Source organism: Streptomyces sp. NBC_01334 (assembly GCF_035983595.1).
GTDB classification, from domain to species: domain Bacteria; phylum Actinomycetota; class Actinomycetes; order Streptomycetales; family Streptomycetaceae; genus Streptomyces; species Streptomyces coriariae.
The window spans coordinates 9,368,271-9,388,939 of sequence record NZ_CP130718.1; the positions used below are offsets into that span (position 1 = coordinate 9,368,271).

At 70.8% G+C, this 20,669-nt stretch carries 19 protein-coding genes; 12 read left to right on the forward strand and 7 right to left on the reverse strand.

Annotated elements, in window-relative coordinates; all coding sequences use genetic code 11:
* Positions 1 to 229: 229 nt before the first annotated feature.
* Positions 230 to 1,009: a TetR/AcrR family transcriptional regulator gene (locus tag OG736_RS41605; RefSeq protein ID WP_327187083.1), complete on the reverse strand. Its 780-nt coding sequence runs from the start codon at positions 1,007 to 1,009 to the stop codon at positions 230 to 232.
* Positions 912 to 1,202 (reverse strand): SDR family oxidoreductase, encoded by a 291-nt coding sequence (locus OG736_RS41610; protein WP_327187857.1) that lies wholly within the window; start codon positions 1,200 to 1,202, stop codon positions 912 to 914. The genes OG736_RS41605 and OG736_RS41610 overlap by 98 nt, the downstream gene beginning before the upstream one ends.
* A 251-nt stretch (positions 1,203 to 1,453) precedes the next feature.
* On the opposite strand from OG736_RS41610, the gene OG736_RS41615 reads away from it, so the two are divergent.
* Positions 1,454 to 2,401: a quinone oxidoreductase family protein gene (locus OG736_RS41615; RefSeq protein WP_327187084.1), complete on the forward strand. Its 948-nt coding sequence runs from the start codon at positions 1,454 to 1,456 to the stop codon at positions 2,399 to 2,401.
* 476 nt (positions 2,402 to 2,877) lie between these two features.
* On the opposite strand, the gene OG736_RS41620 is transcribed toward OG736_RS41615, so the two are convergent.
* Positions 2,878 to 3,333, reverse strand: coding sequence for a MarR family winged helix-turn-helix transcriptional regulator (locus OG736_RS41620; RefSeq protein ID WP_327187085.1), 456 nt, complete (start codon positions 3,331 to 3,333; stop codon positions 2,878 to 2,880).
* 72 nt (positions 3,334 to 3,405) lie between these two features.
* Here OG736_RS41620 and OG736_RS41625 point away from each other — a divergent pair, with 72 nt between their 5' ends.
* A complete protein-coding gene (locus tag OG736_RS41625) occupies positions 3,406 to 4,197 on the forward strand; it encodes an SDR family NAD(P)-dependent oxidoreductase (RefSeq protein WP_327187086.1) in 792 nt (263 codons plus the stop codon).
* A 286-nt stretch (positions 4,198 to 4,483) separates the two neighbouring features.
* Positions 4,484 to 6,019, forward strand: a complete 1,536-nt coding sequence (locus OG736_RS41630; RefSeq protein ID WP_327187087.1) for an aldehyde dehydrogenase family protein — start codon at positions 4,484 to 4,486, stop codon at positions 6,017 to 6,019.
* Between the two features lie 363 nt (positions 6,020 to 6,382).
* On the opposite strand, the gene OG736_RS41635 is transcribed toward OG736_RS41630, so the two are convergent.
* Positions 6,383 to 6,520, reverse strand: coding sequence for a hypothetical protein (locus OG736_RS41635; protein ID WP_327187088.1), 138 nt, complete (start codon positions 6,518 to 6,520; stop codon positions 6,383 to 6,385).
* A gap of 5 nt (positions 6,521 to 6,525) precedes the next feature.
* On the reverse strand, positions 6,526 to 6,858 hold the full coding sequence (locus tag OG736_RS41640; protein ID WP_327187089.1) for a hypothetical protein: 333 nt from the start codon (positions 6,856 to 6,858) through the stop codon (positions 6,526 to 6,528).
* An 86-nt stretch (positions 6,859 to 6,944) separates the two neighbouring features.
* On the opposite strand from OG736_RS41640, the gene OG736_RS41645 reads away from it, so the two are divergent.
* From OG736_RS41645 to OG736_RS41665, 5 genes are read left to right on the forward strand one after another with little or no spacing between them, the layout of a single operon-like run.
* The gene (locus OG736_RS41645) at positions 6,945 to 7,169 is read left to right on the forward strand and encodes a fumarylacetoacetate hydrolase family protein (protein WP_327187090.1); all 225 of its coding nucleotides are present in this window, start codon (positions 6,945 to 6,947) and stop codon (positions 7,167 to 7,169) included.
* Positions 7,166 to 7,891 carry a maleylpyruvate isomerase family mycothiol-dependent enzyme gene (locus tag OG736_RS41650; RefSeq protein WP_327187091.1) on the forward strand — a complete coding sequence of 242 codons (726 nt, stop codon included), beginning with the start codon at positions 7,166 to 7,168 and terminating at the stop codon, positions 7,889 to 7,891. Before OG736_RS41645 ends, OG736_RS41650 begins: the two co-directional genes overlap by 4 nt.
* Before the next feature lie 16 nt (positions 7,892 to 7,907).
* Positions 7,908 to 9,461, forward strand: a complete 1,554-nt coding sequence (locus OG736_RS41655) for an FAD-dependent monooxygenase (RefSeq protein WP_327187092.1) — start codon at positions 7,908 to 7,910, stop codon at positions 9,459 to 9,461.
* Positions 9,458 to 11,515 carry an acetate--CoA ligase family protein gene (locus OG736_RS41660; protein ID WP_327187093.1) on the forward strand — a complete coding sequence of 686 codons (2,058 nt, stop codon included), beginning with the start codon at positions 9,458 to 9,460 and terminating at the stop codon, positions 11,513 to 11,515. The genes OG736_RS41655 and OG736_RS41660 overlap by 4 nt, the downstream gene beginning before the upstream one ends.
* On the forward strand, positions 11,505 to 13,166 hold the full coding sequence (locus OG736_RS41665) for a (2,3-dihydroxybenzoyl)adenylate synthase (RefSeq protein WP_327187094.1): 1,662 nt from the start codon (positions 11,505 to 11,507) through the stop codon (positions 13,164 to 13,166). Before OG736_RS41660 ends, OG736_RS41665 begins: the two co-directional genes overlap by 11 nt.
* 224 nt (positions 13,167 to 13,390) lie before the next feature.
* Here the strand turns inward: OG736_RS41665 and OG736_RS41670 are convergent, their stop codons facing one another.
* Both OG736_RS41670 and OG736_RS41675 read right to left on the reverse strand, forming a co-directional pair.
* Positions 13,391 to 13,762 carry an antibiotic biosynthesis monooxygenase family protein gene (locus OG736_RS41670; RefSeq protein ID WP_327187095.1) on the reverse strand — a complete coding sequence of 124 codons (372 nt, stop codon included), beginning with the start codon at positions 13,760 to 13,762 and terminating at the stop codon, positions 13,391 to 13,393.
* Positions 13,763 to 13,854: 92 nt separating this feature from the next.
* Positions 13,855 to 14,649, reverse strand: a complete 795-nt coding sequence (locus OG736_RS41675; protein ID WP_327187096.1) for an alpha/beta fold hydrolase — start codon at positions 14,647 to 14,649, stop codon at positions 13,855 to 13,857.
* A 143-nt stretch (positions 14,650 to 14,792) separates the two neighbouring features.
* Between OG736_RS41675 and OG736_RS41680 the strand changes: the two genes are divergently transcribed.
* The 4 genes from OG736_RS41680 (at position 14,793) to OG736_RS41695 (ending at position 20,115) form a co-directional block, all read left to right on the forward strand.
* On the forward strand, positions 14,793 to 15,392 hold the full coding sequence (locus OG736_RS41680; protein ID WP_327187097.1) for a TetR/AcrR family transcriptional regulator: 600 nt from the start codon (positions 14,793 to 14,795) through the stop codon (positions 15,390 to 15,392).
* Positions 15,393 to 16,393: 1,001 nt separating this feature from the next.
* Positions 16,394 to 17,482 carry an amidohydrolase family protein gene (locus OG736_RS41685; RefSeq protein WP_327187098.1) on the forward strand — a complete coding sequence of 363 codons (1,089 nt, stop codon included), beginning with the start codon at positions 16,394 to 16,396 and terminating at the stop codon, positions 17,480 to 17,482.
* A 751-nt stretch (positions 17,483 to 18,233) separates the two neighbouring features.
* Positions 18,234 to 18,938: a response regulator gene (locus tag OG736_RS41690; RefSeq protein ID WP_327187099.1), complete on the forward strand. Its 705-nt coding sequence runs from the start codon at positions 18,234 to 18,236 to the stop codon at positions 18,936 to 18,938.
* 76 nt (positions 18,939 to 19,014) lie between these two features.
* Positions 19,015 to 20,115 (forward strand): sensor histidine kinase, encoded by a 1,101-nt coding sequence (locus tag OG736_RS41695; protein WP_327187100.1) that lies wholly within the window; start codon positions 19,015 to 19,017, stop codon positions 20,113 to 20,115.
* Positions 20,116 to 20,669: the final 554 nt, after the last annotated feature.

The window sequence follows — 20,669 nt, forward strand, 5'->3', positions numbered from 1 at the left end:
AGGCGCATCAGATGGAGGCCCTGAAACGGCACATGGTCGCGCGGCTTGTCGCATGTCGTGCGCGCCGCGTGACGAAGCATTGCATCGGAAGGGCGCGGTGTGAGGGGGAAGAAAATTTCCCCGGCACGCAATGCGCCGGGGATCCGGTCGATCCCTCAGTGAGAAGGAAAAGCGCAGAACGGCGAAGCAAAAGCACGGGGGCGCTGCATTCATTATGGGAGCGCAGGGCTCAGCCTTCGGAGGCGTTCCACAGCTCGCTGAGTTCTGCCCAGTCCGGAGCCGGGCTCTGCAACGCGGTGGGCCCGTCGGTGGCCGACGCGCGCAGTCCGGCGAGGACCAGGTCCAGGTACCGCAGGTGGAGCGTGGTGGCGCGTTCGTCGGTGACGGGGATCCGCGCGGTGAGGTGTTCGAGCAGCAAGGGGACGTCGGCGGAAGTGAAGTCTGCGCGCAGTACGCCCGCGCGGTGCGCGCCGTCCACCAGGTCGTCGAGGGCGGCCCGGAGCCGGCTGGAGGCGGCCACGATCTCATCGGTGGCCGGCAGTCGGCCGCCCACCAGCGGGAGCAGCGGACCGACTGCACCCTGGGCCGAGAGCGCGTTCCGCAGGAAGCGGGCGAAGGCCGCCCAAGGGTCCGGCTCCTCGGCGAGGGCTGTGCGGGCCTGGGCGATGAGCTGTTCCATCCCCATGACGCGCATCCGCTGGGCCAGCAGCTCCTTGCTGGGATAGCGGCGGTAGAGGCTGCCCATGCCGATGCCGGCCCGGCGGGCGATCTCCGAGACGGGGGCGTCCCAGCCGAGCTCGGCGAAGACTTCGCGCGCAGCCTGCATGAGGCGGGCGTCATTGCGGTCCGCCTCCCGCCGGCGGCCGCGCGGTCTGCCGGTCTGCGTGTCACCCATGGACAGGTATCTTTCCCTACCGGCGTGCACGCCGTACCCACCGTCGACGGTGAGCACCTCGCCGGTGACGAAGGCGGCCTCCTCGCCGACGAGCATCGTGATCACCCGAGCCACGTCCTGGCTCCGCGACACGCCCCAGGGGCGGGTCGTCCGCCAGCCGCCCCTGAAACTCGTGCGGCATGCGGGCGCTGATCTCGGTGCGGACGTAGCCGGGTGCCACGACGTTGACGCCGGGCGGACCGGCCTCGTGGGCGACGAAGCGCGCGAAGGTGTTCAGGGCGGCCTCGGCGGTGCCGTGGGCGGCCATGCCCGGGGCAGGCGGACCATCGGCCACCGTGCTGGAGACATGCACGATCCGGCCCCGCCTTGGGTGCCCATGAGTTCCAGCAGCGCCGAATCCCCGGCCGCCGCCGGTCACCAGGGACGTGGGTGTGGCCTGGCGTTCATGTGTCCTCCCGCGTCGGGTGATCGGCTGCCCAACCTATCGGAGCGGAGCGCTCCGCTCCAAAAGTCACCGCAATGGGGAATCGGACCTTCCGGCACCGCGTTCTCCCTGACATGAGCGAAGCAGTAGTAGCGCGTGCTTACGGTGGTCCCGAGGTGCTGTCGGTGATCGATGTCGCCGTAGCGGAGCCCGGGCCGGGCCAGGTGCGCATCGAGGTCCGCGCCGTCGGCGTCAACCCTTTCGACCACAAGATGTACAGCGGCGCCTTCGGAACCGATCCGGCGAACCTGCCGATGCGGCTCGGTGCCGAAGCGGCCGGTGTGGTGACCGCTGTCGGTGCCGACGCGACCGGCCCCGCCGGTCCGATCCAGATCGGCGACGAGGTGATCGTCTACCGAGCGCCCGGCGCGTACGCCGCCGAACTCATCGTCCCGGCCTCGTCGGTGGTGCCCAAGCCCGCCGCTCTCTCCTGGGAGCAGGCCGGAGGACTGATGGTCACGGGCGTCACCGCTGTGCACGTTCTCGAAGCGATCGGCCTACGCGAGGACGACTCGGTGCTGGTCCACGGCGCGGCGGGTGGCGTCGGCCTGATGGCCGTGCAACTGGCCGTCGAGCGCGGAGCCAGGGTGCTGGGAACGGCGAGCCCGGCCAAGCACGACGTACTGCGCGACCTGGGGGCGATTCCGATCGCGTACGGGCCGGGTCTGGCGGACCGGGTGCGCGCGGCAGCACCGCAGGGAGTCCACGCGGCTGCCGACCTGGTGGGCACCGACGAGGCGGTGGACGTCTCGGTGGAGCTGGTGGCGGACCGGTCCCGCATCGCGACCGTCGCGGCGTTCGAACGCGGGGCCCGAGCCGGCATCAGGCTCCTGGGCGGCGGGCCCGGCGCGGACCCCGGCACGGAAGTCCGCGCCGCTGCGCGCCTGCAGCTCACCGAGGCCGCGGGCGCCGGGCGACTGCGCGTCCTGATCGCCGCCAGCCATCCGTTGCGCGAAGCCGCCGCCGCGCATCGGCAGATCATGACCGGGCATACGACGGGGAAGATCCTCCTCGTCCCGTGACCGGGCCCCTGACTGCACAGGCAACTTCGTTCGGATGGCCGTGGTCGGCCGACGCACGAGTCCTGACGCTGGTGTGCCCGTGACGTCATGACGCAGTGAGAAGCGAGAAGGGAGCGTCCGAGGCGGAAGCGGAGGGCGAAGAAGCTCTGCCCCGTTGCTCGCGGTGGTGGGGACCGCTGGAGGCTGCGGCACCCACCTGCTTCAGGCGGCAGGGCGCGCCCTTCAGGATCCCTGCCGCCCTGCACGGACCGACCGTGCACGGACGGGATCGCCGTGCCGATGTCGACCTTGAGGCGAGGGCGGTGGACTGGTCCTCGAGCGAGTGGTCGCTGCTTTCGCTGCGGGCCGACCGGTGCCGCGGTCGGCTGGAACCCCGCTGGCGGCGGCATACGACGCGCCGAGACCGCCGGGGGACCGTGGCGTGCGCCGTGCCAGGGCCACCGACGCGCCAGCCTGTCCTTGACCGGCCGACGAGCTCAGGCGTTGCGCACCGTCTTGCTCACCTGGTCGAGCAGCGTCCGTAGTTGCGCGCTCTGGTCCGATCCCAGGCCCTCGGTGATGTGACGCTCTACGTCAGCGATGACCTGGTCGGCCGCGCGCAGCGCCTCCCGCCCGGAGTCGGTGAGGTGCAGTTCCTGCACGTGCCGGTGGCGAGGGTGCTCGCGCCTCTCCAACTGGCCGCGGCCCTCCAGGCGTGCCACGAGGGAGGCGACGGCCTGAGGGGTGACGTTGAGGCGGCGGGCCAACTCGGCGCCGGCCAGACCTGGTTCGCTGTGCACCGACATCAGCAGGGTGTAGTGCGCGGCGGCCATGCCCAGCGGGCGCAGCCGCTGTTCCTTGAGCGTCTGCACCGCCAGTTCCGCGCGGCGCAATGCCCAGGTCACCCGGTCAAGCGCGCCGAGCCCCACAGGCTCCTCGTCATCACGTATCACCTGCAAAGTGTACGACACTTCATAACCATCAAGCGTTTGACACTAAGCTAACAGTTGAGGCATGCTCGACGTATGACTCGCACGATCGCTCTCATCACCGGAGCTTCCTCCGGCATCGGCGCCGAATACGCCCGTCTGCTGGCGGAAGACCACGACCTCGTCCTGGTGGCGCGCCGCGCGGACCGGCTCGGCGACTTCGCAGAGGAGCTCCGCGCCCGGGGTGCCGCCGTGGAGGTACTGCCCGCCGATCTCGGCACCCACGAGGGCATCACCGCTGTCACCGGCCGTCTCGCCGCGGGGGACGTGCGCCTGCTGGTCAGCAACGCCGGCGCCGGCGGCTACGCCCCGCTCGTCGACGTCGACCCCGCCGACATCGACCGCCTGCTCACCCTCAACGCCGTGGCCCCCGTTCAGCTGGTCCGCGCCGCGCTTCCCGGAATGCTCGCCGCCGGAGAAGGCGCGATCATCACGGTGGCCTCGCTGCTGGCATTCAGCGGCGGCCTCAACGATCCCCGCGCACCACGACGCACTCTCTACGCGGCGGCGAAGGCCGCCACCGTCGCCTTCACCCGGACCCTCACGGGTGAGCTCGCCGACACGCCCATCCGTACGCAGCTGCTGCTGCCCGGCGTCGTGGCCACGGAGTGGAACGAAGGCGTCGGCCGCGACATCCCCTGGGCGATGACCCCGCAGGACGTCGCCTCGGCCAGCCTCGCCGGCCTGCGCCTGGGGGAGACCGTGTGCACACCCGGTCTGGAGAACCAGGCCGCAGCCCTTGAAGACCTGCTGGCCGCGGAGTCCGCTCTGCTCACCGGCGGCAACCAGCCCACCCCCGCAACTCGCTACCGCGGCCCGCAGGCGTAGCAGCGGGTGCCTCCTCGGCGCTGCCTCCGACCCGGCCACGGGTCGCCCTCCCGGGGTTGCGCTACGCCCGTCCGTCGAGGGTGCTTCCCGCTCCGCGGCCACCCTTGCCCCACTGCCGAACGTCTGGCGCGGCACACGCCCCCGATGACCTCCACCATGCAGTCCTCCACGTCGGCCCGCGCCGACTGCCCTCCAGCGGCCACTCGTGCCGAAGACCCGCCTCCGCCACCGCCCTCACCCACGGTGTGTCTCATCCGGGTGGGCGGAAGAAAGTTAGGGAAGACCTATGACCGACAACATTCCGACGATCACACGTGACGGCGTCATCGGATACGACGCGACCGAGATCGTCACCATCGACCAGGCCACCGGAGCCGAGTTCGCGCGATACCCCGTGGCCGGCAAGGAAGAGGCGGCCGCGGCCGTCGCCGCCGCACGCTCGGTCACCGGGGCCTGGTGGGACCTCGGCTTCGAGGGCCGTGCGGAGCGGCTGCGCGCGTGGCGGCGGCAGATAGCGTCGAGTGGTGAAGAGGGTGCCGCACTCATTCACGCCGAGAACGGCAAGCCCCTGGACGACGCCCGCGTGGAGGTGCTCGGGACTCTCGAGCACCTCCAGTACGTTGCTGACAACGCCGCGCGGGTCCTGGAGCGCCGGGAGGTTCCGGCCAGCCCCACCACGCCCAACCAGCGTGCGTGGGTCGAGTACCAGCCCTACGGCGTGGTCGGCGTCATAGGCCCGTGGAACTTCCCCCTGCTCACTCCCGCGGCCATCCTCGCCGATGCGCTCGCGGCCGGGAACGCCGTCATCCTCAAGCCGAGCCAGATCACGCCCGGCGTCGCCGAATGGCTCATCCGAACCTGGCAGCGTGCCGTTCCGGAACTGCCGGCCGTCCTGCAGAACCTGAACGGATACGGGGCCACGGGTCAGGCGCTCATCGAGGCCGGCCTCGACAAGCTCGCGTTCACGGGCAGCGTCGCCACGGGCCGGACGGTGGCCGCCCAATGCGCGCAGACCCTGACCCCCGTTCTGCTGGAACTCGGCGGGAAGGACGGCGTCATCGTCGCCGAGGACGCCGATCTGGACGAAGCCGCCGCTCACATCGTGTGGGGCGCGATGCAGAACACCGGACACGGTTGCATCAGTCTCGAAGTGGCCTATGTCGTCGAGTCGGTGCACGACGAGTTCGTCGAGAAGATCAGCGAGCTCGCCGGGCAGGTACGCGTCGGCAGCGACGAGGACGCGGAGATCGGGCCGGTTCCGCTGCCGAGCCAGACCTCGATCATCCGGGAACACATCCAGGACGCCCTGGAGCGCGGCGCGACAGCCACCGTCGGCGGCCTCGACGCGGTGGGCGACCGCTATGCCGCGCCCACCATCCTGGTCGGAGTGGCCCCCGCCGCCCTCGCGGCGACGGAGGAGACGTTCGGGCCGACGCTGGCGGTGATCAAGGTTGCCGACGCCGACGAGGCCGTCGCTCACATCAACGCCGGCCGGTACGGGCTGGGCAGCGCCGTCTTCAGCCGCGACCGCGGCGAAGCCATCGCCCGTCGCCTCCGCGTGGGAATGACCAGCATCAACGACGCACTGGTGTTCTCCATGAACCCCGCTGTGCCGTTCGGCGGTCGGGGCGACAGCGGTTACGGGCGCAAGCAGGGGGAGGAGGGACTGCGGGAGTTCGCCTACGCGCACTCCTTCACCGCCAAGACCGGCCCCGCCCGGTTCTCCGCCTCGACCTTCGGCAGGCCCGCGGGTGCCATGGCGGGAGCCCTCGCCAGCGCCCGCAACAGGATCCTGGCCGAGAGCGGCGAGAAGTCGGACTGATTCCACTCACGGGCGCCGACGGACGTTCCGGGCCGAGCCCGGCCCGCCGTACGTGCCCGCACGAGGTAGGCCGTCTGCCCGCCCGGCACCCGGGTTCGAGACTGCACCGTCTTGGACCCGGGTCCCGGACGCCGCGCCGATGTCGGGGCGCATGGGAGAGCTGCGGCGCGCCGGCCGCAGGTGCGAGCGGTGAGCGATGGATGGCCGCCGGGCATGCGGCCGCCTGGCGATGGTGCGGAGCGCTGGACCGGATATCGGAGGATGCCGGGCCCAAGGCAGCGTCGACTCCTATCAGGCGGGGCCCCCGCCATTTCGCCTGAACCTCGACGCCCGACCCCCCCTTCGGTCCGGGCCTGGGCCCGCTCACCCGCGGGTCAGGCCCAACTCGCCCGCGCGCACCCCGGCCTGGAAACGTGAGTCCGCGTCCAGGGCGACGAGGAGTTCGGCGACTCTGCGGCGGTAGGTGCGCAGCGACATGCCCAGTTCGCGTGAGGCTGTCACGTCGGTCATTCCGGAGCCCAGCGCGACAGCACCTCGCGGGCTCGCGCGTCGATCCGGGGCCGGTCGGGGTCGAAGAAGGCCGCCAGTTCGGTGGCCGTCTCCCACGCTGCTTCGAACAGCGCGTACGCCCCGCACACCAGGGCTGGTTCGACCGCATCCAGGCGGTGATCTTCGCCTACGGCCACGGCCACGGCCACGGCCTCGCCCGGCCCGCAGTGGACTGAACCGGCGAGCGGCCGCCGGCTGCGATCCGGGACCCCGTCACGTCGGGGGTGATGGGGCTCGCGCTCATCGGACGGTCCGGTATGGCCTGCCGCACCACCGGAGATCGTCGTCATGCCGTAACTCGGAAAGTACGCATGTCCGCGAGGCGCCGGGTCAGCGGATCGCGGTCACGGAATTCGCTGTCCAGCGCCTGGATCTCGTGACTTGGCGCCCCGTCCGTCACTGCGGCGAACCGGCCGCACTGGTCGCGTACCTGTCCGAGGTCGTCACCCTCGTGCCCGGCGACGTGATCGCCACCGGCACTCCGGGAGGGGTCGGCCACGCCCGCAAGCCCGCCCGCTATCTGCAGGACGGATCACTCCTCGTCACCCGGATCGAGGGGATCGGCGAGACCCGCAACACCTGCCGTCGGGAGACACGGTGAGCGAACGCCCGGCCGCGATGCTGGGGCGGGTGACCAAGGGCACGGCGGCGTTCGAAGCCGCCGTGCACCGGCTGACCGACCCGGGATTCACCAGGCCCTCGTACCTGCCGGGCTGGAGCCGCGCTCACGTGGTCGCCCACGTCGCCCGCAACGCCGACGCACTCGTCAACCTGCTCATCTGGGCGCGTACCGGTGTCGAGACGCCCATGTACGCAAGTGGCGACCAGCGTGCGCGCGAGATCGAGGAGGGCGCCCGGCAGCCGGCCGAAAAGCTGCGTGCAGAGCTGCTCGCGGCCGACGGCCGTCTCGCCGAGGAGCTCGCCGCGCTGCCCGACGAGTGCTGGGCGGCGACCGTCCGCACCGCGCGAGGCCGTGAGGTGCCCGTCTCTCAGGTGCCCTGGATGCGGGTGCGCGAGGTATGGGTCCACGCCGTCGACCTGAACATCGACACAAGCTTCGACGACGTGCCGCACGAGGTGTGCGCGGGCCTCGTCGACGACGTGGCCGCCTCCTTCCCCGGCCGGCCGGACCGAACCTCCGTCCGGCTGCGGTCCGAGGCCGGTACGCACACCTGGCTGCTGGGCGACTCGGCCGACGTCGAGCCGGTCGTGGTGAGCGGTGACCTGCCCAGCCTGGCCGCCTACGCGACCGGGCGCCCCGTCCCCGGCCCGTTGTACCCGACCGGCGGGGGATCCCTGCCGAAGCTGCCCGCGTGGCTGTGAGCACGAAGGAAAGACGATGAAAGTTGCCTGCATCGGCGCAGGTCCCGGAGGACTGTTCTTCGCCACACTGCTCAAGCGGAGCCGGCTCGGCGCCGAGGTGGTGGTCTTCGAACGCAACCGCCCCGACGACACGTTCGGCTTCGGAGTGGTCTTCTCCGACGCCACACTCGACGCCATTGACGCCGCCGATCCCGTCCTCAGCGAGGCGCTGGAGAAGCACGGGCGGCACTGGGACGACATCGAGGTCCGCGTGCACGGGGCCCGGGAGCGCGTCGGCGGCATGGGCATGGCGGCTGTCGTACGCAAGACGCTGCTGAGCCTGCTGCAGGAACGGGCCCGCGCCGAGGGCGTGCAGATGCGCTTCCAGAACGAGGTCCGCGATCCCGCCGAGCTGGACGACTTTGACCTGGTCGTGGTGTGCGACGGCGCCAACAGCCGCTTCCGCACCCTGTTCGCCGACGACTTCGGACCGACCGCCGAGGTGGCGAGCGCGAAGTTCATCTGGTTCGGCACCACCTACGCGTTCGACGGGCTCACGTTCGTCCACCAGGACGGCCCCCACGGTGTCTTCGCCGCCCACGCCTATCCGATCAGTGACTCGCTGAGCACCTTCATCGTCGAGACCGACGCGGACTCCTGGGCCAGGGCCGGTCTCGACGCCTTCGATCCGTCGACCCCGCCGGGCATGAGCGACGAGAAGACCAAGAGCTACCTGGAAGACCTGTTCCGCGAGCAGATCGACGGGCACCCACTGGTCGGCAACAACTCCCGTTGGGCCAACTTCGCCACCCGCAGGGCCCGTTCGTGGCGACGGGGCAAGTGGGTGCTGCTGGGCGACGCTGCGCACACCGCGCACTTCTCCGTCGGGTCCGGCACCAAGATGGCCATGGAGGACGCGGTGGCGCTGGCCGAGGCCCTGGGCGGGGCGTCGCACAGCGTGCCGGAGGCACTGGAGATCTACGAGGAGCGCCGCCGCCCCGAGGTGGAGAAGATCCAGAACTCGGCGCGGCCCAGCCTGTCCTGGTGGGAGCACTTCGGCCGCTACGTCCGTACGCTCGACGACCCGACGCAGTTCGCCTTCCACTTCCTCACCCGCAGCATCCCGCGCGGCAAACTCGCCGTGCGCGACGCGTCGTACGTGGACCGCGTCGACGGATGGTGGCGGCGCCGTCACGATGCGGGGCCCCTGAAGACGCCTTTCCGGGGCGGGCCGTACCGACTTCCCTCGCGGCGGGTGACGGTCGACGACGACGTCCTGACCGGGACCGACGGCACCGGCATCCCGATGGTCCCCTTCGGCGGTCAGTCGTCGGGGGCGGGCGTATGGATCGACGTCCCGGACACTGAGAAAGGTCTGCCGCTCGCCCTTGACCAGGTGCGTGAGACGGCAGAGGCGGGCGCCTTGCTCGTCGGTGTACGCGGCGGTACGGCGCTGACCCGCGTACTGGTCGCGGAGGAGGCCCGGCTCGTGCACAGCCTGCCCGCCGCGATCGTCGGCGTGTACGACGACGACACCGCGACCACGCTCGTCCTCTCCGGCCGGGCCGACCTCGTCGGAGGCACCGAGTGACCGCCCTGGACGCGCTGTTCGCACCCCGAGCGATTGCCGTGCTCGGCGCATCGGCCACGCCTGGGAAGCTCGGCGCGGCGATGGCCGACTCCCTGGCTTCCTTCCCGGGGCCGGTGATGAAGGTCAACTCCGGCCGTCCGGACCCCGATCGGGGCTTCTTCCCCACCGTAGGCGAGGCCGCCGCGGCCCACGGCATCACACCCGACCTGGTCGTGTCCTGCATTCCGGCCACCGTGACCGCCGGCGCCCTGCGCGAGGCGGCAGCCTTCGGCGCCCGCGCCGCACTGGTGTGCGCCGGCGGGTTCGCGGAAGCCGGGGGTGACGGTCCGCTGCACCAGAAGGCGTTGACCGAGGTGGTACGGGACACCGGCATCCGGGTCCTCGGACCGAACACATCAGGCTTCCTCGCTCCCCACCGACGGCTCACGGCCAGTTTCGTCCCGGGCTCGTCCGACCTGGAACCGGGCCCGGTGGCGGTCGTGGCCGCGAGCGGCGGCGTGAACCACGCGCTGGCGTTCGCCCTGGCCGAGGCCGGCGTCGGCCTGCGCCTCGGGGTCGGGCTGGGCAACAGCCTGGACGTCACCCAGGGCGACGTCCTCGACCACCTTGCGGAGGACGACGGCGTACGGGCCGTCGCCCTGCACGTGGAGACCGCCGCGGAAGGCCGCCGCCTCACCGAGGCGGTACGGCGTCTGACCGATCGTGTCCCCGTGGTAGCCCTGGTCGTGGGCCGTAGCGACATCGGAGACTTCGCCCGCTCCCACACCGGCGCCCTGGCCACCTCCTGGCGCGTGACCAGGACGGCCCTGCGCCAGGCCGGAGCCGTCCTCGTCGACGACGAGCGCGACCTCGTCGACGCCGTCACCGCGCTCAGCCGCGTACGCCTCCCCGCCAACCCACGCCCAGGCATCGGCCTGGTCACCGCACAGGCCGGACCCGGACTGCTGCTCACGGACGACCTGCGCTCCGACGGCATCCAGGTTCCTCCGCTGGTCGAACGGACGGTGAAGGAGCTGCGCGAGCTGCTCCCGGCCCTCACGTATCTGAACAACCCCGTCGACACCGGCCGGCCTTCGCCCGTGCTCACGCAGGTGGTGGAGCGGGTCTCGGAGGACCCCGGGATCGACGTCACCGCCGTGTACGGGCTGCTGGAACCGACGGCGGTGGACCTCCCGGCCGCGCTGACCGCCGCCCGTCCGGCCACCCCGCTCGTCGCCGTCGTCGGCGGACCCGTGGAGCAGGCGCGGCGGACCCGCCGGGAACTCGGCGAAGCCGGCATTCCTTGCGCGGCCACGCCGGCCTCGGGATCGGCGATGGTGCGCGCGCTCGTCGAGGACGCGGCTGCGCGCACTCGACTGGAGGCCGTCCTCACCGCCTCCGACGCTCCCGCCCTGCCCCCGCCGGGGCCGGTCGACGAGCACACGGCCAAGGGCGTCCTCGCGGACTTGGGCATCCACACGCCCGTACGGCGCGTGTGCGCCGACCCCGCCGCGGCGCACGCGGCTCTCGATGAGCTCGGCGGCTCGGTCGTCGTGAAGATCCTCGACGCGGACATCCTGCACAAGACGGAAGTGGGCGGGGTCCAGGTCGGCATCCGCACGCACGAGGAGCTCGACGAAGCCCTCGCCCGCATGCCCGCGAGCCCCGCGCTGCTGGTGGAACAGATGGCCCCCGCGGGTCCCGAACTCATCGTCGGCGTACGCCGCGACCCGGTCTTCGGCCCCGTGCTGGCTCTGGGCGCCGGGGGAACGGCTGCCGAAATCCTCGGCGACGTCTCCCTGCGCCTCGCGCCTCTGTCCGCGAACGAGGCCCACGCGATGCTCGACGAGCTCGCCACCCGTCAGATGTTCCTCGGCGCGCGCGGCGCCACCCCGGTCGACCGCGCGCGACTCACGAAGGTGCTGCTCGCCCTCGCCTGCCTCGCCGCCGACGATGCCGTGGCCGAGTGCGAGATCAACCCTCTGCGCGTCCTGCCCGACGGCGACGTCGTCGCGCTCGACGCCGTACTGCTGCTGCGAGACCCCCGGGATCAAGGAGGATCCGATGACGCGTGAGGGATTCGTGCCCTGGCCCGAGGAGGCGGCCGACCGCTACCGCGAGGCCGGGTACTGGCGTGGCAGGCCACTGGGCTCGTACCTTCACGAGTGGGCCCAGACCTACGGTGACACGGTGGCCGTCGTGGACGGCGAGATGCGCCTGACGTACCGTCAGCTCAGCGACCGCGCAGACGGATTGGCATGCCGTCTGCTGGACAGCGGTCTCAACCCCGGTGACGCGATGCTCGTCCAGCTGCCCAACGGCTGGGAGTTCGTCACACTCACCCTCGCCTGTCTGCGGGCCGGAATCGCTCCCGTGATGGCGATGCCCGCGCACCGCGGTCACGAACTGCGCTACCTGGCCGCACATGCCGAGGTCACGTCGATCGCCGTACCGGACCGACTCGGCGACTTCGACCACCAGGCCCTGGGGCGGGAGATCGCCGAAGCCACCCCGAGCGTACGGCTGTTGCTCGTCACGGGTGGCACGGTCGGCACGGACGCCACGGATCTGCGCGCCCTGGCGGAACCGGCCGACGACCCGGTCGCCGCACGGGCCCGGCTCGACCGGACAGCCCCGGACAGCGGCGACATCGCCGTGTTCCTGCTCTCCGGCGGCACGACCGGACTGCCGAAGCTCATCACCCGTACCCATGACGACTACGAGTACAACGCCCGCCGCAGCGCCGAGGTCTGCGGCCTCGACTTCGACTCCGTATACCTGGTGGCCCTGCCCGCCGGACACAACTTCCCCCTGGCCTGCCCCGGCATCCTCGGCACCCTCATGAACGGCGGCCGGGTCGTCCTGGCCCGCACCCCGGACCCCGACAAGGTGTTGCCGCTGATGGCCGTCGAGGGCGTGACGGCCACCGCCGCCGTACCGGCCGTCGTCCAGCGCTGGATCGACGCGGTGGCCTCCGGCCGCCACCCCGCCCCGCCCGCACTACGTCTGTTGCAGGTGGGTGGCGCCCGCCTCGCGCCGGAGGTCGCCCGCCGCGCCGAACCCGTGCTCGGTGGCACGCTCCAGCAGGTGTTCGGCATGGCAGAGGGGCTGTTGAACTACACGTGCCCTGACGACCCCGACGAGATCAAGATCGAGACACAGGGGCGCCCCATGTGCCCGGACGACGAGATCCTCGTCGTCGACGCCTCCGACGAACCGGTCCCGCCCGGCGCGACGGGTGCCCTGCTCACCCGCGGCCCATACACCCCACGCGGCTACTACCGGGCCGCCGAGCACAACGCCCGAGCATTCACTCCCGACGGCTGGTACCGCACCGGTGACGTCGTCCGGCTGCACCCGTCGGGCAATCTCGTCGTCGAAGGACGAGACAAGGACCTCATCAACCGGGGCGGGGAGAAGATCTCCGCCGAGGAGGTCGAGAACCTGATCTACCGCCTGCCCGGTGTCGCCCGCGTCGCGGCCGTCGCGAAGGCCGACCCCGACCTGGGGGAGCGGGTGTGCGCGGTCGTGGTCGTCGAGCCGGGAACCCACCTGAGCCTCGAATCGGTCCGTGCCGCCCTCATCGCGATGCAGGTGGCGCGATACAAGCTCCCGGAAGACCTGCTGGTCGTGGAGGAGTTGCCGCTGACAAAGGTCGGCAAGATCGACAAGAAGCGTCTGCGGGATGTCGTCCGTGGCAAGGCGAACTCCGTCGAGGCGGTGTGACGGCGCTCGCCGCGGCGGCCAACGGGCCGGCGGTGCTGCGGTGACGCTCCCGCATCCCCGCAGAAAGGCAATCGGCTTTGCCGGCCCTCTGGCGGTACCTGGGGAAACAGCTCCAGGTACCGCCATCGCCGTCGCCCCGTCCCGACTGTCGGACCAGCGGCGGGATGTACCCCGTCCTGGTGACCAGCGATATGCGTCGGCGGCCCGGCCTCGGGTGGCGGTCGTCATTCCCCGTCGCAGACGCCCTCTACAGCGAACTTCTGGTAGAGGTGCGGGTAGGCCACGGTACCGGCAGGGTAGCTCGCCAGGTGCGAGGCGAACTCCGGCGTGCCGAGCGCTGTACGGAGGTGCTCGGTGGATTTCCAGACTGCGACGTTGGTGAAGAGTCGGCTGCCGGCTATGCCCCGGTACAGCTGCACGGAGAGGAGGCTCCCTGACCTCTTCATGTACTCCGCGTCGTCCGTCCAGGCGGCCACCACCTCGTCCTCCTTGCCCTCCGGGGCGACAAAGGTGTTGATGATGGTGACCGGGCCGGCCTCCTCCTTCTGCTGGTCGTGGAAGTGGGTGGACTCGTCGAGGTGGCCGAACTTGAGCATGGTTCCTCCATGTACTCGCGTGTGGTGAGTTGTGATCAAGGAGCGGTCCGGGTGAGGGGCCGGGCCCCTGTGGTACCGCCCGTGGTGTGCGTTCAGGCGTGGTGCTTGTCGAGGAAGTCGGTGATGAGCTGCAGCCACTCGTCGGTCCGCTCCAGCATCGGCAGGTGGCCGGTGGCGATTTCCGCGAGTTGGGCGCCGGGGATGGTCTCGGCGAGCCGGCGGTGCAGGTCGCTGGAGACGAGGCGGTCGTCGGTGGTCGAGACGACCAGGGTGGGGATCGTGATGCCGACGAGGTCGTCCCGGACGTCGACCTGGCCGACGAGATCGGTCTGTTCGGAGCTGCCGTCGGCCGTACTGGCGGCGACGTAGCCGAGGGTCTGCTGCAGTTGCTCGGCCGGCATCGACTCCAGTGCCTGGGTGCCGAGGGCCATCATGAGCTGGAATTCGGCGAGCAGCTCGCGGTCGCCGGACGCGGCGATCTTGCTCTGGATCGAGGAGGCGAGGGCGAGCCGGTTGTCGCGGTACGGGAAGGCGGCGGTAAGGACGAGTGCGGTGACGCGCTCGGGGTGGCGGGTAGCGGCGCGGATGGCGACCGGGCCTCCGAGGGAGTAGCCGGACACGGCGAAGCGGTCGACGCCCTCCGCGTCGGCGGCGGCGACGAGCTGGTCGGCGAGGTCGTCGACGGACAGCGGGGTGGTGGAGCGGGGGGTGTCACCGCTGCCGGGGTAGTCGATGCCGACGACGGTGTGGCGGGCGGCGAGGGCTTCCAGGACGGGGCCGTAGGTGCCGGCCAGGCTGCTGCCGGCGCCGTGGGCGAGGAGCAGGCCGGGGCCGGAGCCGAGGCGAGTGCGGGCGAAGGCGGGTGCGGTGAGGTTGCGGGGTGACATGGCCGTCTGCCTTTCGAATGCGCCGACACGCGAGAATCATCCAGTGCGTGTGATTACTTCCTCAGGTCTATCACACAGTGCGTATGATTACCGCCTGTGACGTCAATCACACACGTCGTATGATGTGCGGGTAGGGTGGTGGCATGAAGCAGCCGCTCCACCGCCGTCAGCCGGCTCCGGGCAACCCGCGCGTACAGCGCACCCGCAATCGCGTGCTGGCGGTCGCGCGGGAACTGCTGCCTCAGGTCGGACCTGCCGGGCTGACCTACGCCCTGCTGGCCGAGCGGTCGGACGTCACCCGCCAAACCCTCTACCGGCACTGGCCCACCAGGGCCGCGCTGCTCTTCGACCTCGTCCTCGAAGGCCCCGACCTCGGCACCTACCCCGAACCGGGCAGCGACGTGCGTGAGGTGGCCACCGCCTGGCTGAAGAGCCTGCGCGCCGGCGTCAGCGTGCCGGCCGTGCGAGCCGCGGCCCTGGCCGTCACCGCCCAGGCCGACCACGACCCCGACAGTGCGCGGGCGCTCGTCCGCATCGGCGAAGACCGCTACGTCGGCTTCAACAAGCTGCTGGAGCCTTCGGGCATCCAGATCAGCGACGACGAGTTCACCCTCCTGTACGGGCCCGTCCTCGCCCGCCTCTTCCTCGACCGCGGCCAGGTCACCGACGCCTTCATCGACGCCGTCGTCGCCCAATGGCTCACCACGCTGCAGCCTGCCGACGCACAGCAGGACTCCCGGTAGTGGTCACCGAGAGCTCCTGACGGAGGGGAACAACCGCGTTCAGGCAGCTGGACCGGACTACTGACAACCCGTCATCGCCGCCCCTGTCGAGTGAGCCTCGCCCCCCGCTGCCGGGCACTACTGCACACCAGGCATGGCCGCCGGCCAACTATCCGTGTCCGCATGTGGAGCGCCGTCGGGTACTCCCGGACGTGGTCGCCGACCCTTGGCCGGCCGAGCCGGTCTGGTCCACCACCGACCTGAGCGACGCTCCGCAACCAGTACGAAGCTCTCGAAGGCACGGTCGCCAGTGCGGCGATCGGCTTCATAAGGGCTTCATGTGCTGAGTGGTACACGCTTTATGAGGCGGCTGTTGTCTGGCGGTCATGCACGTACTCCTCGTCCCGCCGGCGGGCAACGTCGACCGCCCTGCTGTGCGGCGCCTGACTTCTGCGATCGGCACCTCGCTGTCCGGTTCCGTCGTGACCGGCGTGTTCCTTGGTAGGGGGTCGGCCAGGTACGTGGAGCCCGCGGGACACGAGCTCGGCGATGACGCACTGCATGAAGGAACCGCCCGCCTGTTCACCTCGGTGAGGGCAGCGACGGCGGGGCCGGCGGCGTTGCTCGCGGGTCCGCTCCAGTAACAGACCGGCGAACGCCGGCCTACGCGGCCACGTCGGCGCCGGGGGTTCTCACGTCTGAGCGCCCCGAACGGCCTGTTGGCGGCAACCGGCCAGCCCGAGGAGCGACTTGGCCGCTTGCGCTCCCCGGCCGGCTTGGTCCGCGCACACCGGCCCGGGGAGAGAGCGGGCTCACCATCGCGGGGCCCCTCGCCCTTCCCCGCGGACCCTGCCGGCCGGGCGACGGCGCCGTGACGCACGCACACACGAACTGACTCGCACACAGAACGAAGAGGAGCACCGGAAATGAACCTGCGACGGAACATCTCGCGTCGAAGGATGATCGAAGGAGCATCGGCCGCGGCACTTGTCACGGCTGCTGCGGCCACCATGCCTGCTGCCATGGCCAGTCAGGAGGCGGCACCGTCCGGCCAGGGGCTGCCGAAGGGCAACTGGCGTATCGATACCCACGCGCACTACTCGCCCGACGTGTACAACGACTACCTCAAGCGCTATGGCCTCCTCGGCGCCATTACCGGGGCGTACGGTCCCTGGTCGGTGGATCGGCACCTGGCCTTCATGGACCAGTACCGGATCCAGGCCAGCGTCCTGTCGTTCGGCGACCTCCAGGTCACCGTCGGCCCGGTCGACGACCGGCGCGCCACCGCCCGCGCGGTCAACGACTACGCCCGCGACCTCGTGCAGACCCGTGGTGACCGATTCGGGATCTTCGCGGTCACCCCGATGCCCGACATCGAGGGCTCGGTGGCCGAGGTGGACCGCGCGCTCGGCGAACTGGATCTCGACGGCATCTGCCTGCTCACCAACTACAAAGGCACCTACCTGGGGGACCCGTCGTTCGCGCCTCTGTACGAGATCCTCAATGACCGCGGTGCTTACGTCTATGTCCACCCGACGGGTCCGGAGAACAACCCGGCTCCCAAGCTCTGCTTCGGCCCCGACATCCCGGCCGGGAACAACGTCTTCGAGTACACCTTCGACGCAACCCGTGCGATGACGAGCCTGATCTACAACGGTGTCCTTCGGGACTACCCGAACATCCGCTGGCACTTCACGCACAGCGGCGGGGCACTGCCGTTCCTGGCCTACCGGCTCGCGACCCGGCACTCGGCCTTCCCGCCGTTCAACGAGGTGCTGCCGGAAGGTCCCCTCAAGTACATCGAGCGGCTGTACTTCGACGACGCACAGGCGTTCACCGCCGCGCAGTTGCAGCCGCTTTCGTCGCTGGTGCCCGACAGTCACATCATGTTCGGCAGCGACTGGCCGGCCACCCGCCACCTCTACGCGGCCGACAACGTCGAGACGATGCCCTTCCTCAAGGGCAGCCTGCCGAATCTCAAGGCAGGCGACCCCGAACCGACCGTCGACGAGGTCTACAGCCGGCGCCAGCGGATCGCTCTCGAGCGGAACAACGCCCTCGAGCAGTTCCCGAAGCTGAAGGCGCGTATACGCAGCTCCGGCTCTCGCTGAACCGCGACCCGACGCCGGCCAGGCCCGCCGCCCGCTGCCCCGCCGAGTGACGCGGACGGAGCTCGGTGCAAAGGCCGGCGCTGACTGACGGGGAGGCCGGCGAGGGAGATCGACGTCGCCTGGCCGGGCGAGGGCGACACACAGGTTGGGGAAGCCGGTGCCTGATCTGCCCAGCGGCGGAGGCCGGTGCCGGGACCGGCGTGGAGAAGGGGATCACGGTGCACCGACTGGCACCGCGTTCCATCCCGGCTTCCCTGCCTGCTGGAGGAGTTCGGCTCCAACGTCAAGCACTTCCCGCCCACTTGAGCCGTCTGCCGGAACCTGGCGGCCACCCCGCGCCGATGAGAGACACCGGTGGCGGCCACGAACCGCTTCGTGCCGGAGAACCTCCTGGGCCACACCCGGCTTCCGACCCGACTCGCGAGCGCACCCTCCCGGCTGGCGTGGCGGGACCTGGGGCACGTGTCCGCCGCACCCGCGGGGTCACCGCGCCCACCCAGGGCGGTCAAACCGCTGCACACAACGGTCTGGCTTCCCCAGCCCACGCCGCCTTCCTGTGGGCTTGACCTGGAACGCTGCTCGAAGCGAGCTGATCGGCGATCCGGCGGAGCCAGCCCACGAGAGCGTCGCCGGCCACGACAGACACCGTACGCTGACGGCATTCGAGGCCGTCTGCCTCCATGCCGCCGGCGCCCTGCGGCCATGACGGCCTTCCTCCCCCCTCCTGTCTCGGCGATGGAAAGCGAGCACGATGAGTACGCAGCGCGTTCTGGTCGTCGATGACGAGCCCAAGATCCGTATGACCGTGCGCGGCTACCTGGAGGCGGACGGGTTCGACGTCGTCGAAGCCGCGGACGGACGGTCCGCTCTGCAGGCGGTCACCCGCGACCGGCCGGACCTTGTCGTGCTCGACGTGATGCTTCCGGGCCTGGACGGATTCCAGGTCCTGCGCCGCATTCGGGAGGCGAGCCAGATTCCGGTGATCATGCTCACCGCCCGGGACGAGGAGGTCGACCGGCTGATCGGCTTCACCACCGGCAGTGACGACTACGTCACCAAGCCGTTCAGCCCCCGCGAACTGGCACTACGGGTGCGCGCCATCCTACGGCGCACCGACAGCCGGCCCGAGGCGGACCACGAGGACGGCGTGCTGCGCTTCCACGGACTGGCTGTCGATCGCGCGACGCGGACCGTGCTGGTCGATGCCGACCGAACGGTGGAGCTGTCCGCTCTCGACTTCGATCTGTTGTTCGCGATGGCCCGTGTCCCCGGGCGGGTCTTCACTCGACGCGGCCTGCTGGCCCAGGTGTGGGGCGATGACTTCTTCGGCGACGAGCGCGTCGTGGACGTGCACATCCGCACTCTGAGGCGCGCGCTGGGCGACGACGCGGGCGCACCCCGGTTCGTGGGAACCGTCCGCACCATCGGCTACCGGTTCATCGGGCGCCCCGCCTAGCGGCCAGGAAGGACACCCACCCGTGCCTGCCCCCCGCTTTCCGGTTCATCACCTGTCCCGTGCGCGGCTGCGCCGAGTGAAGGAGCGTCTGTCGCTCCGCAACCGGCTGGTGCTCTCGCACGTCATGGTGCTCCTCCTGGCACTGGCGGCCATGGCGGCGATCAGCGCGCTGATCGAGGTGTGGCTCGGTTTCGACGACGTCGAAGGCGACGTGGTCCTGCAGGTCGGCCTGTTGTTCGGTGGGGCTGCGGCATTCCCGGCGTCCGTCGCCCTGTCCCGGTTTCTGCTGCGTCCGCTCGACAGGGTGCGCGCGGCCACGCGCCGGCTCGCCGAGGGACACTACGACGACGTACTCGAACTTCCCAGCGAGCCGGGCCTGGCAGCGCTGGTCCAAGACGTCAACACGCTGGCGGCTGCCCTCGCCGACACCGAGCGCCGCCGCGCCCGGCTGATCTCCGAGGTCGCCCACGAGATGCGCACCCCCATCACCATCCTTCGCGGCCAGATAGAGGGCATCGCCGACGGCATCTTCACCCCTGATGAGGCGATGTTCGCCTCCCTCGCCGACGACCTCGACCGGCTGCAGCGCCTGGCCGGCGACCTCTCCAGCCTGTCCCGGTCGGAGGAGGGCGCCTTCGATCTTCGCCGCAAGCCCACCGACGTGGCCATGTTGGTTCGGAGCACAGCCGAGCGACTGCGCCCCCAGTACGACGACCAGATGGTGACCCTGGTCGTCGACGCAGGCACACCCGTCGCCGCTCTCTGCGACCCGGACCGGATCACCCAGGTCCTGGTGAACCTGCTCGGCAACGCACTGGCCGCGTGCGACCGGCAGGGACATGTGTCGTTGTCCGTGCACGCTGCACCGTCTCCCGCGCACCACGTGATCGTCCGCGTCATGGACGACGGCATCGGCATCGCCGAACACGACCGGGAGCGCATCTTCCACCGCTTCGAACGCCTTGAGCATCCCGGGCGACCCGCTGCCGCCGGCGGCAGCGGCATCGGCCTGACCATCGCCCGGGGCATCGCCCGAGCCCACGGCGGAGACATCACCGCGGAATCGGCCGGCCTGGGCAAGGGAGCGACGATCACCTTGCACCTACCGCAGGATCACGTTCTCGGGGCGGCCTGCCTCCCGTCTACCCCTGACCCGTCGAACCCCAAGCTGTTGTGACGAGCACGTCACGGTCTCGAAGGACGCCGAGCAGTGCGCTCAGTGCGCCCCTCGCCGACCCCGGAGTCGGCGAGGGGCGCGTGCGGCGGGCCGCCTTGTCCGCGGTGCGTGACTCGGCCGGCGTGTCGCAGGGCCTCGGCCGGCGACGCTCGGATCACATCGGCGATCGGGTCATGACCACCAGCGGCGCCGGCCCGTCCCGCACTCCCGCTGTGCTTCCGGCCGCCAGAACCTACGACGGACAGGGGAGTGTCACCGCACGTGCCGAGGATGGAGGCGTCGTCCGAAATCCCCCGCGGTGGCGTTACGCACAGCACGGAAGGTGTCAGGCGTGAAGACCATCCGGTACGTGGAATTCGGCGGCTCCGAGGTCCTGCGGCTCGCGGAGATCGAGGAGCCGCACGACGACCCCGCCCAGATCCAGCCGTAGGCATGGCTGTCCGCGTCACGCCTTCGCCGACGGCCCGGAGTCGGCCGGCCCCGACGACCTCCGTGGGGTGCCACCGGATTCTCGGTCGGGAGAAGGGAGCGCCGGTGGGGAGAGCCCGGCTTCA